Below are 12,429 nucleotides of genomic sequence, written 5' to 3' on the forward strand. Positions count from 1 at the left end.
CCTGGCCGGGCCGCGTCCCCTGGCCGGGCCGCATACTCCGCGCCGGGCTCCGCGTCGGGCGCCGCCACCGCCCCGCGCCCCGCGCCGGGTGCCGCTCCCGGCCGTGAGCCCGGGCCGGGGTCAAGGGGCGGGCTGGTCCGGGTCGTCGGGGTCGGGGTCGGGAGGGTCATGGGGTGGTCGGCGGCCGGGTACACCTTTCTCGTGGTCCTGCCCTCCTACCTCCAGTCCGCGCTCGGGGCGTCCTTCCGGCAGGCCCTGATCGCCACCACCCTCGCCAACCTCGGCTTCGCCGCCGCGATCCTCCCCGCCGGGATGCTCAGCGACCGCGTCGGCCGGCGCCCCGTGATGCTCGCCGGGTCCCTCGCCGTCGCCGTCTGCGCGCTGCCGCTGCTGCACCTCCTGCGGGACCCCGCCGCCTCGACGCCCGCCAAGGCCGCCGCCCTGACCGCCGCGGGCGCCGCCGTCGGACTGCTCGCCGGCCCCGGCCCCGCCATGCTCGCGGAGATGTTCCCCGCGTCCGTCCGCTGCACCGGCCTCTCCGTCGCGTACGCCCTCTCCAACGCCGTCTTCTCCGGCTGCGCGGGCCTCGTCATCACCGCCCTGACCGCCGCCACCGGCGACCCCGACGTCCCCGCCTACTACGCCGGAGGCCTCTGCGCCCTCAGCGCCCCCGCCCTGGCGAGCCTGCGCGGCGACGACCACCTGCGGCCGCTGCGGTGAGGGTCGTCGGCCTGATGTCGGGCACCTCGTACGACGCCGTCGACGCGGCCGCCGCGGACCTCACCCTCGACCCGGACGGTGCCACCCTGCGCCTCGTCCCGCTCGGCATGGTCAGCGCCCCCTACGAGGACACCCTGCGGGCCGCCCTCGCCGCGGCCCTGCCGCCCGCCGCCACCACCCTCGCCGACGTGTGCCGCCTCGACACCCGCATCGGCCGGGCCTTCGCCGCCCTCGCCGCCCGCGCGGACCGCGAACTGTGCGGCGGCCGCGCCGAACTGGTGGCCTCGCACGGGCAGACCGTCTACCACTGGGCGGACGCCGGCCAGGTGCACGGCACCCTCCAGCTCGGCAGCCCCGCCTGGATCGCCGAGGCCACCGGCTGCCCCGTCGTCAGCGACTTCCGCCCCCGCGACGTCGCCGCCGGCGGCCAGGGCGCCCCGCTGGTCAGCCTGATCGACCTGATGCTGCTGCGCGGCCGCCCCGGCACACCCGCCGCCCTCAACATCGGCGGCATCGCCAACCTCACCGCCCTCCCCCCGGACGGCCCGCCCGTGGCCTTCGACACCGGCCCCGGCAACGCCCTGCTCGACGCCGCCGTACGCGACCTCACCGACGGCCGCCCCGGCTACGACGAGGACGGCGCCCTCGCCGCCGCCGGCCGGGTCCACCACCCGCTCCTGCACCGCCTCCTCGCCGAGCCGTACTACCGGCTGCCCGCGCCCAAGACCACCGGCAAGGAGCTGTTCCACCCCGGCCACCTGCGCACCGCACTGGCCCCCTTCCCCGGCCTCCCGCCCCGCGACGTCCTCGCCACCCTCACCCGGCTCACCGCCCGCACCGTCGCCGACGCGCTGCGCCCGCTCGGCGCCACCGAGGTCATCGCCTCCGGCGGCGGGACCCGCAACCCGGTCCTGATGGCGATGCTCCGCGAGGAACTCCCCCCGGACACCGCCCTGCTGACCTCCGACGCGCTCGGTCTGCTCGCCGCCGCGAAGGAGGCGTACGCCTTCGCCGTGCTCGGCTTCCTCACCCTGCACGGCCTCCCCGGCAACGCCCCCGACTGCACCGGCGCCCGCGGCCCCCGCGTCCTCGGCTCCCTCACCCCGGGCCGCCGCCCCCTGCGGCTCCCGCCCGCCCCGGCCCGCCCGCCGCACGCGCTCACCATCGCCGACGCCCTTCCGCCCGCCCGCGACACCGACGTCGCCCCCGGACGGGACGCGGCCGCCCGCTGACCCGGCCCGGTCGTCCCCGCGCCGCCGCCCGGGTACGGCCCACCGGCGCCCGCCGGGGCCGCCCAAGGGCGCGTACCCGTACGCCCGGCCGCACCACGTCCGCAGTTCCAGCGGGAACGGCCGCGCACACCACGGCGGCACGAGCGCGCCACCAGCGGACTCGCAAAGACTTCCGGCATCCACAACCGCGTACCCATGCGTCAAGCCGTCCGGCACGTGAGGCGCCGGGCAACCCACCCACGGGGGAACAGTGATCACTCGACGGACCGCACTCAGGGCAGGCGTGGCCGCCACCAGCATCGACGGCACGGGCGGCATGCTGCTGCCCGCCGTCACGGCCACCGCGACCGAGCCCCGCGCCGCCGCGGCCGAGCTCGACGTCGCCGGCATAGCCAAGTTCACCCAGCGCATGCCGCTCGCGCCCGTACTGCAGCCGTACCTCAGCACCAGCACCACCAGCTACTACCGCATGGACCTCAGGGAAGCCTCCAAGGAGATCGTGCCGGGTCTGACCACCCGCGTGCGGACCTTCAACGGCTCCTTCCCCGGCCCCGTCATCAAGGCCGAGTCGGGCCGCCGGGTCGTGGTCCGGCAGACCAACTCCCTCTCCGTGCCCACCTCGATCCACCTCCACGGCGCCCACGTCCCGCAGGACAGCGACGGCTCCCCGATGGACCTGATCGCGGCCAACGGCGGCACCAAGACGTACACGTACCCCAACACCCAGCCGCACGCGAACCTGTGGTTCCACGACCACGCGCACCACATGGAGTCGGAGAACGTCTTCCGCGGCATGACGGGCACGTACATCCTCACCGACGACATCGAGCGCCGCCTCGGCCTGCCCTCCGGCAAGTACGACATACCGATCTCGCTGCGCGACGCCCGCTTCGCCCAGGACGGCGGACTCATCTACGAGATGGGCGACTTCCACAACCGCAACGCGATCCTCGCCAACGGCAAGCCCTGGCCCTACTTCGAGGTGTCGGCCCGCAAGTACCGCTTCCGCTTCACCAACACCGCCAACCAGCGGTTCTTCGGCCTCCGTCTCGCCGACGACTCGGAGATCGTGCAGATCGGCACCGACGGCGGCCTGCTCCCCGCCCCGCACCGCACGAACACCATCGCCATCAGCCCGGGCGAGCGCGCCGACGTCGTCATCGACTTCTCCCGCTACCCCGTCGGCAGCACCATCGAGCTGGTCAACAAGGACGTCGCGCCGTTCGAGAAGGCCGACCTGGTCGGCAAGGTGATCCAGTTCCGCGTCACCCGCACCGCGCAGGACAACAGCGTCGTCCCCGCCACCCTGCGCACCCTGCCCCCGCTCCCCACCGCCACCGTCAACCGCAGCTTCGACATGCGGATGGACGAGACCGGCAGCCCGGGCAGCCAGGCGTACATCAACGGCAAGACGTACGACATGGACCGGATCGACACCGAGATCGCCTACGGTGCCACCGAGATCTGGACCGTGAAGAACTCCAACCAGTTCGCCCCGCACAACTTCCACATGCACCTCGTGCAGTTCCGGGTGCTGGAGCGCAACGGACAGCCGGTCACCTCCGGCCCCGAGACCGGCCTCAAGGACACCGTCCCACTGAAGCCGGGCGAGACCGTCAAGCTGCAGGCCACCTTCAGCGGCTACCGTGGCACGTACGTCTACCACTGCCACCTGTTCGACCACGGTGCCATGGGCATGATGGCGAACATGCGGATCTCCTGACGCATCAGGGAACTCCTCGCCCCGGCGGACGTACGGCCCGCCGGGGCGAGGCCGTTGCCGGAGCCGTGTCGTGATCGTTTGGCTGGCTGACGGGCAGTCGGACGGACAGCGATGCGCGAGAGCGGTGATCGGGATGCGGATGGCGCGCAGGACGGTACTGGGAGCCGCGTCGGCCGGGGCGCTGACGGCTCTGCTCGGCCACCCCGCGGCCGCGAAGGCCACCGGCTCAGCAGCGAAGGGAGCCGGGGAAGTGGTCCGGCTGCGCCTCACCCGCGCCACCAACGGCGCGGCCACCACCACCATCACCGGCGACCGGGTCGTCGCCGAAGTCCAGGGCGTCCTGTGGTCGCTGCCCCCCGACGGCTCGCCCGCGACCCGGCTCACCCCGCCCGACCTGGAACCCGGCCGCCCGGTGTTCTCCCCGGACGGCCGCCGCGTGGCCATGAGCGCCTACCGGGGCGGCGCCTTCCACATCTGGGTCATGGACGCCGACGGCTCCGGCCTGCGCCGCCTCACCGACGGACCCTTCGACCACCGCGCGCCCGCCTGGTCGCCCGACGGCCGCCGCCTCGCCTTCTGCTCCGAACGCGGCGGCGACCCCGTGGCGGGCGCCCCGTACCGGATCTGGACCGTCGCCGTCACCGGCGGCCCCCCGGCCCGCCTCACCGGACACCCGGGCCAGGACGGACCCGGCCAGGACGGTGCCTGGGAGGACTTCGACCCCGTCTGGACCCCGGACGGCGCCCGCGTGCTCTTCGTCCGCGCCACCGTCGCGGGGGAGACCCTGACCGCGCGGACCCTCGCCTCGGTCGCCGCCGACGGCAGCGGCCCCGTACGCCTCGACCACACCGCCGCCGACGGCAGCCTGCTGGCCCCGGCGCTCTCCCCGGCCGGCCGCACCGCCTGGCTGTCCGCCACCCCCGGCCCCCGCAAGGCGCAGCACCTCACCCTCCACGCCGACGGCCGCCCCGTCGCCCTCGACGGGGACCTCGCCCCCGCACCCCCGCGCTGGATCGGGGACGACCGCCTGCTGGTCACCCTCGACGGCCGCTTCCAGGTGGTCCGGCCGCACCAGGACACCACCGGCCGCGAGATCCCCCTCGACGCCACCCTGGAAGTGACCCGCCCCCGCTACCGGGTCAAGGAGTACGCGCTGGAGGCCGAGGAGGGCGGCCCCGTACGCGGCATCCACCTGCCCTCCCTGTCACCCGACGGCCGCAGCGTCGCCTTCGTCGCCCTCAACGCCCTGTGGACCGCACCCGTCTCCGGGGGAGCCCCGCGCCGGATCGCCCAGGCCCCCGCGACCGCCTACGTCCAGGGGCCGGTGTGGACGCCCGACGGCCGGGCGCTGCTCTACACCGACGACCGCGACGGGCTGAACACCGTACGCCGCCGCGAACTCGCCGGCGGCCGCGAGAGCGTCCTCTCCCCGGAAGGCCGCGTCTACGGATCCCTCTCCCCGGACGGCACCCGGCTCGCCTGCCTCGACCTCGCCGGCCGCCTCTTCGTACGCGACCTCGCCACCGGCACCGAGACCCCGCTCGTCACCGCCCTCGGCGGCGGCGGACTCCCCAGCCCGCCCAGCTGGTCGCCCGACGGACGCCGCCTCGCCCTGTGCGACCGCAACCGGATCAGCCACCGCTTCCGCGAGGGCCACAACCTCATCCGGATCGTCGACACCACCACCGGCGACGCCCGCCCGCACGCCCTCGCCCCGCACGCCTCGCTCTCCGACCGCTACGCCAGCGGCCCCGTCTGGTCGCCCGACGGCCGCCACCTCGCCTGCGTCGCCGAATCCGCCCTCTGGCTGCTGCCCGTCACCCCCGACGGCACCCCCACGGGCCCCGCGCGCCGCCTCACCGACGAGTGCGCCGACCACCCCTCCTGGTCCGCCGACTCCCGCACCCTGCTCTACCAGTCGGGCGCCCGGCTCCGCCTGCTCACCCTCGACGCCGACGGCGCCCCGGCCCGGGCGCCGCGCACCGTCCCGCTCGCCCTCGGCCACCGCCGCCCCGCGGCCGTCGACACCGTCGTGCACGCCGGGCTGCTCTGGGACGGCACCGGAACCCCGCCCCGCGCCGACGTGGACGTCATCGTCAGCGGCGGCCGCGTCACCGCCGTCGAACCGCACCGGCCGGGACGGCGCGCCGCCCGTACCGTCGACGCCTCCCGGGGCACCGTGCTGCCGGGCCTGTGGGACGCGCACGTGCACCCGTACCCGTACACCTACGGAGCCCGCCAGGGCCTGCTGCACCTCGCCTACGGCGTCACCACCACCGTCTCCCTCGGCGGCTCCGCCCACGAACAGGCCCGCCTGCGCGACGACATCCGGGCCGGCCGGCTCACCGCCCCCCGGCTGCTGGCCGGCGGGGAACTCCTCGACGGCTCCCGCGTCGCCTACAGCATGGGCCGCGCCCACCGCACCCACGAGGGCCTCGCCCGCTCGCTGGCCCGGGCGCAGGCGCTGGACTGGGACTTCGTCAAGACCTACGTACGCGCCCCGTACGCCTTCATGGAGCAGGCGGCCCGCTTCGCGCACGAGCGGCTCGGCGTCCTGGCCGGCTCCCACCTGTGCGCCCAGGGCATCCAGTCCGGCCAGGACCTCACCACCCACCTCGTCGCCACCGAACGCGCCGAGCAGGGACACGGCGCCACCCCCGCCGGCCACACGTACGAGGACACCGTCGCGCTCTACACCCACGGCGGCTTCGACCTCGTCGCCACCCCCTTCACTGCCCTGCCCCTGATCGGCGCCGACCCGGCCCTCGCCGCCGACCCCCGGGTCACGGCCCTCATGCCGCCCTGGGACGTCAGCGCCGTCCGGGCCGCCGCCGCCCAGGCACCGACGGCCGAACAGCTCACCGCCCTGGAACGCGAAGTCGGCGTCTACCGTCGGGTCCTCGCGGGCGGCGGCCGCATCGCGCTGGGCACCGACGCACCCCTCACCCCGGTCGGCCTCCACCTCCACCTCGGCCTGCGCGCCCTGCACCGGTACGGACTCTCGCCGGCCGAGGCCCTCACCACCGCCACCCTCGCTCCGGCCCGCGTCTTCGGCGTCGCCGACCGCCTCGGCACCGTCGAACCGGGGAAGCTCGCCGACCTCACCCTCGTCGACGGGGACCCCTTCACCGACTTCGACGACCTGGTCCGCGTCCGCGCGGTCCTGAGCGGCGGAACCCTCCACGAGCGCACCGCACTCGAAGCCGCCCACCCCCGCCCCGCCGAACCCGCCCCCGGCTGGCAGCCGGTGCTGCGCCAGATGCTCCGCGACGGCTGCTGCACCACCCACCCCACCGCCCATCAGCCCTGACGGACGAGGGGGGTTATCCCCACCCCGGGGCGACCGGGCTGCCGGATGGGGCATCGGGCCGCGTCCAACGAGGCTTGCCCCATGACGACTTCCAGGAACAAGGCCCTCCTCCTCGCCCTCTGCGCGGCCACCGCCGCCACCACCCTGAGCGCCACCGTCCCGGCGGCGGCCACGGGCGCCGGGGCGGGGGCGGCGGCCCCCCGGCTCGCCTGGCACCCCTGCGCCAAGGCCGGCGGCCCCGCCACCCAGGAATGCGCCGGCCTGTCCGTCCCCCTCGACTACGCGAACCCGTCCGGCCCGCAGATCGAGGTCGCCGTCTCCCGCGTCCGCAGCGACCGTCCCGCCGCCCGCCGCGGCACCCTCGTCGTGCTCCCCGGCGGGCCGGGCGGCTCGGGCGTCCAGCGCCTGACGCAGAAGGGCGAAGCGCTGCGCGGGCAACTGGGCGGCGCCTACGACCTCGTCTCCTTCGACCCCCGCGGCGTCGGCGGCAGCACCACCGCCACCTGCGGCCTCGCCCCCGGCGACCGCTACCTCACCACCCTGCGCGCCTGGCCCGCCGCCGACGGCGACATCTCCGAGAACCTGGCCCGCTCCCAGCGCGTCGCCGAGGCCTGCGCCGCCAACGGCGGCCCCGTGCTGCGCAGTTTCACCACCGCCAACCAGGTCCGCGACATGGACCGGCTGCGCGAAGCGCTCGGCGAACGCAAGCTCTCCGCCTGGGGAGTCTCGTACGGCACCTACGTGGGCGCCGTGTACGCGCAGAAGTACCCCGAGCGCACCGACCGCTGGGTCCTCGACAGCAGCGGCGACCCCGACCCGGCCCGCGTCGCCCGGGGCTGGCTGGCGAACATGGCGCAGGGCGCCGACGACCGCTTCCCCGACTTCGCCGCCTGGGCGGCCCACCCCGACCGCGACAAGGACGGCCTGCGCATCGCGGAGCACCCCGAGGACGTGGAGCCGCGCCTGCTGGCCCTCGCCGCCGCCCTGGACCGCACGCCGCGGCCCTCCACCACCCCGGGCGTGCCGCTGACCGGCAACGGCCTGCGCCAGACCCTCCAGAACGCCCTCTACAGCGACTCCGCCTTCCCCGCCTTCGCCAAACTCCTCGTCTCCCTCCGGGACCCGAAGGCCACCCCCGCCCTGCCGCCGGAGCTGGCCCAGCCGCTGCGCGACGAGGACGCCGCCCTGATGGTCGCGGTGATCTGCAACGACGTGGCCTGGCCGCGCGACGACGCCGCCGCAGCACAGCGCGCCGTCGACGAGGACCGGGCCCGGCACCCGCTCACCGCCGGGATGCCCGTGAACGTGGTGCCCTGCGCCTTCTGGAAGACCGGCGCGGAACAGAAGCCGACCCGGATCACCGCCGACGGCCCGTCCGACATCCTCATGCTCCAGAGCCGCCGCGACCCCGCCACGCCCCACTCCAAGGGCCTGAAGATGCGTGAGGCCCTGGGCGCGCGGGCCGTCCTCGTCACCGTCGAGCAGGGCGGCCACGGCCTCTACCTCGGCAACGGCAACGCCTGCGGCGACCGCACCGTCACCACGTTCCTCACCACCGGCAAGCGCCCGGCCCGCGACACCAGCTGCGCCAACTGAACGGCCGAGCGGGCTCCGCCGCCCGGGGCCGGGTACGCGGGAGCGCCCGCGCGCCACCGGTGCGGGCGCGCGGCCGGTGGTTGACTGGCCGGCATGCCGCTCGACTCCTACGGAGTGCTGTCAGGGACGCTGCACAGCCACTTCCGCGACCAGCCCGACACCCAGGGGCACTGGTTCCACGTCAACCTGGACGTCGACGCCCCCGCCGGGCGCTACCGGTGCGCCGTCGACGTGGACAGCAAGCAGTCCGCCACCGGCGTCCAGTGGAAGACGTTCACCCTGGCCGCCTCGGTGCTGGACCCGCTGCCCACCTTCGCCCCCGGTTACCACGACCTGTCGACCAGCTCGGGCTCCGGAGCCGTCGACTACCTGCGCCACCCGGCCCTCGTGGACCGCCCGGGCTGCCTCTTCGTACGCCGGCCGCCCGCCTGGATCCAGGACGTCCTGGACCGGCTGAACCCGCCCCGCCCCTGGAAGTCCGGGTCCAACATCGACGCCGCCGAGGCCCTCGAACCGATCCTCGTCCCGGGCCGGCCGATCCTGATCCTCGGCCAGCCCTTCGAGCACGGCGGCCTCGGCATGCACAACATCCACCAGAACCAGGGCGACCCGTACGGCAGCCCCTGGTGGGACGACAACGGCATCTGGCAGGACGGGGCCACCTTCACCCGGCGCTCCGACGGCCTGTACGACGTCTTCCTCAACAAGTTCTCCAGCCAGGCCGACGGGACCGGCCCGGACGGCCACCCGCTGTGACTTTCTTGACCGGTCGTTCCAGATAGTTCTATGATCTTGCGCATGGCCAGGACCAAGGAATTCGATCCGGACGCCGTGCTGCAGTCGGCCCTCGAGCTGTTCTGGCGGCGCGGCTACGAGGCGACGTCGGTCGCCGACCTCGTCGAGCACCTCGGTATCGGCCGCGCCAGCATCTACGCCACCTTCGGCAGCAAGCACGAGCTGTACCTGAGGGCCCTGGACCGGTACGCCGAGTCCCGCGACCCCCTGCTGCTCGGCGAGCTCTCCCGGCCGGGACCCGCCCTGCCCGCGGTGCGTGCGGTGGTCCGCCGCTTCGCGGCCGAGGCGGCTTCCCCGGCCGACCGGCTCAGCGGCTGCTTCGTCACCAACACCGCGGCCGAGCTCGCCTCCCGCGACACGGCCGCGGCCCGCCGCGTCGAGATCAGCTGGGACCGGCTCGAAACCCTGTTCCACTCCGCCCTCGTACGGGCCCAGGGCCAGGGCGAGCTGGCCGGGGACCGCGATCCCCGTGCGCTGGCCCGGATGCTGCTGGTGCTGCTGCAGGGCGTACGGATCGTCGGCAAGGCCTGCGAGGACCCCGCCCGGGTGCGGGACGCGGCGGAGCAGGCGCTGGCCCTGCTGGACTGAACCCCTGGCGTGCGAAGGAGCCTTCGGGCTCCTTTTCGCAGGACCGAATTCTGAACCGATCAGTCAAATAAGGGGTGGGGGCCTCGGGCACCCTCCCGTGAAGGAGCCACCGACCATGCAGCACCGTTTCACCGGCAAGACCGCCCTCGTCACCGGCGCGGGCTCCGGCCTCGGCCGGGCGATCGCCCTCGCCTTCGCCGCCGAGGGCGCGTCCGTGGTCGCCGCCGGACGCACCGCCGCCTCGCTGGAGGAGACGGTCGCCCTCATCGGCGCGGCCGGCGGCACGGCGGCCGCCGTCACCGCCGACGTCACCGACTCCGACAGCCTGCGCGACCTCGTCCGTGAGAGCGCCGCCCGCTTCGGCACGCTCGACATCGCCGTCAACAACGCCGGGATACTGCGCGGCACCGGACCCGTCGCCGACGTCGCCGAGGAGGACTGGGACGCCGTGCTGCGGACCAACGTCACCGGTGTCTGGCTGGCGATGAAGCACCAGATCGCGCACATGCGGGAGAACGGCGGCGGCACCATCGTCAACATCTCCTCCAACCTGGGCGCCCACCGGCGGGCGCCGGGCGTCGCGGCGTACATCACCTCGAAGGCGGCCGTCTCCGCCCTGACGCGCGCCGCCGCCCTGGACCACATCCAGGACGGCGTCCGCATCAACGCGGTCAGCCCGGGCGCCTCCGCCGCGCCCATGTCGCTGCTGCCGGGGGAGAGCGAAGCCGACCGGACCGAGCGGATGAAGACCCAGAGCCCGCTCGGCCGGGTCGCGGAGGCCGAGGAGGTCGCCGCCGCCGTGCTCTACCTGGCCTCGCCCGCCGCCGGCGCGGTGGTCGGATCCGACCTCGTCGTCGACAGCGGCTCCTCGGCCTGACCCGCGGGTTCCTCGGGCGGGTTCAGCCCCGGGCGGCCGCCGCCGGGTCCGGCAGCGGGTTCCCCTCGCAGACCGCGTCCCCGGCCGGCATCCGGCCGTCGGCCAGGAACCCCTCCACGTACCCGTCCACGCAGGCGTTGCGCGCCTGGTACACGCCGTGGTCGCCGCCCCGGACGGTGATCAGCCGGGATCCCGCCGCTGCCCGGTGGGCCCGTACGGCGCCCTCGTAGTGGGTCGCCGGGTCGTGCGTGGAGTTGAGCATCAGGACCGGCGGCAGCCCCCGCCCCGTCACCTCGACGCGCGGCGCGGTGGAGCGGGGCCACTGCGCGCAGACCGCCGTGTACGTCAGCTCCCGTGCCCCGGCCATGGGGTGGGCGGCGGAGTCGGTTCCGCTCCTGGCCACCCAGTAGCCGGTGTCACGGGTCCACGGCGTGTCCTGGCAGACGACGGAGAAGAAGTCCGCGGCGAACGCCGCCGCCATGGGGTGGCGCAGCTTCGCGGCGAGGGCCTGCCGGGCGGCGGGCGGCGCGGCGTCCGGGTGTTCCAGGAGGCCGAGCACCGTCGCGAGGTCGGGGAAGCGGCTGCCGCTGTAGATGATGCTGGTCGCGGCCGCGTCGAGGCGGTCCGGGGTGACCAGCGTCCCCTCCAGGTCCAGCGGGCGGTCGTGGAGCGCGCCGCGCACCCGCTCGTAGCTGGCCCTGGCTTCCTGGGGGGTGCGGCCCAGGTGGTAGACGGAGTCGTTCTCCGCCAGCCAGGGCAGGAAGTCCTCCTCGAAGCGCCGCTGGAAGCTCAGCGGCTGCCCCGTCATGAAGCCCTCCCAGCCGCCGGTGAAGTCGATGTTGCTGTCGAGGACCATCCGGTCCACCCGGCGCGGGAACCGCGTCGCGTAGGAGGCGCCGAGGAAGGTCGCGTACGACGGGCCGTAGTAGGAGACCTTGTCCGCGCCGAGCAGCGCCCGGTACAGGTCCATGTCGTGCACGGCCTGGGTGGTGGTGATGAAGGGCAGCAGGCCGCCGGACTCGCGTTGGCAGTCCCGTACGAACCGCCCGGCGCGCTCCACCGTAGTGCGCAGCGCCTCCGGGGTCCGGTCGCGCAGGTCGCCGCCGCCGAACATGGCGTCGACCGCGTCCTGGTCGGAGCACACCACGTTCGTACTGGCGCCGACCCCGCGCTGGTCGAAGCCGACGATGTCGTACGCGGCCGCCAGCTTCGGGGCGTACGAGGCCAGCCCCGCGGGCCGGCCCAGACCCGACGCGCCGGGCCCGCCCGCCGCCATCATCAGGACCCCTCGGCGGGCGGCGGGATCGGCGGCCCGGTGCCGGGACACCGCGACGGTGAGGTCGGGGCCGGCGCCGGGGTGGTACCAGTCGCGCGGCACCGTCATCGAGGCGCATTCGAGCGAACCGGACTGGCAGGGCTGCCAGTCGAGGCGCTGGTGCGCGTACCGGGCGGGTACGGGCGGTGCCCCGGCCGGGGGCGCGGCGGTCGCCGGTGACGCGGGCAGGGCGGCCAGGGCGAGGAGCCCGCACGCGGCGGCGGTGGCCCAGCGCGCGGGCTTCTTGAAGAGGTGCATGGGAAGGTGTCCCCC

9 protein-coding genes are annotated in these 12,429 nt (G+C 75.1%); 8 read left to right on the plus strand and 1 reads right to left on the minus strand.

Features of this window, described 5'->3' with window-relative positions; all coding sequences use genetic code 11:
* From ACFV0Q_RS29015 to ACFV0Q_RS29050, 8 genes are all read left to right on the plus strand, one after another.
* A partial coding sequence (locus tag ACFV0Q_RS29015) for an MFS transporter (RefSeq protein WP_385009322.1) occupies positions 1–720 on the plus strand: 720 nt, incomplete at its 5' end.
* Positions 717–1,952, plus strand: coding sequence for an anhydro-N-acetylmuramic acid kinase (locus ACFV0Q_RS29020; protein WP_385009323.1), 1,236 nt, complete (start codon positions 717–719; stop codon positions 1,950–1,952). The genes ACFV0Q_RS29015 and ACFV0Q_RS29020, both read left to right, overlap by 4 nt.
* 250 nt (positions 1,953–2,202) lie before the next feature.
* Positions 2,203–3,675 carry a multicopper oxidase family protein gene (locus ACFV0Q_RS29025; RefSeq protein WP_385009324.1) on the plus strand — a complete coding sequence of 491 codons (1,473 nt, stop codon included), beginning with the start codon at positions 2,203–2,205 and terminating at the stop codon, positions 3,673–3,675.
* Positions 3,676–3,814: 139 nt separating this feature from the next.
* Entirely contained in the window at positions 3,815–6,985 is a 3,171-nt protein-coding gene (locus ACFV0Q_RS29030) for an amidohydrolase family protein (RefSeq protein ID WP_385009325.1), read from the plus strand.
* A gap of 81 nt (positions 6,986–7,066) precedes the next feature.
* Positions 7,067–8,581, plus strand: coding sequence for an alpha/beta hydrolase (locus tag ACFV0Q_RS29035; protein WP_385009326.1), 1,515 nt, complete (start codon positions 7,067–7,069; stop codon positions 8,579–8,581).
* Between the two features lie 93 nt (positions 8,582–8,674).
* Positions 8,675–9,337: a DUF2278 family protein gene (locus ACFV0Q_RS29040; RefSeq protein WP_385009327.1), complete on the plus strand. Its 663-nt coding sequence runs from the start codon at positions 8,675–8,677 to the stop codon at positions 9,335–9,337.
* 42 nt (positions 9,338–9,379) lie between these two features.
* Positions 9,380–9,964: a TetR/AcrR family transcriptional regulator gene (locus ACFV0Q_RS29045; RefSeq protein ID WP_385009328.1), complete on the plus strand. Its 585-nt coding sequence runs from the start codon at positions 9,380–9,382 to the stop codon at positions 9,962–9,964.
* Between the two features lie 115 nt (positions 9,965–10,079).
* Positions 10,080–10,841, plus strand: coding sequence for an SDR family NAD(P)-dependent oxidoreductase (locus ACFV0Q_RS29050; RefSeq protein WP_385009329.1), 762 nt, complete (start codon positions 10,080–10,082; stop codon positions 10,839–10,841).
* A 22-nt stretch (positions 10,842–10,863) separates the two neighbouring features.
* Here the strand turns inward: ACFV0Q_RS29050 and ACFV0Q_RS29055 are convergent.
* Positions 10,864–12,429: alpha/beta hydrolase (locus tag ACFV0Q_RS29055; RefSeq protein WP_385009330.1), on the minus strand; the 1,566-nt coding region annotated here is incomplete at its 5' end.

Origin of the sequence: Streptomyces sp. NPDC059564, assembly GCF_042735575.1 — a bacterium.
Taxonomy (GTDB): domain Bacteria; phylum Actinomycetota; class Actinomycetes; order Streptomycetales; family Streptomycetaceae; genus Streptomyces.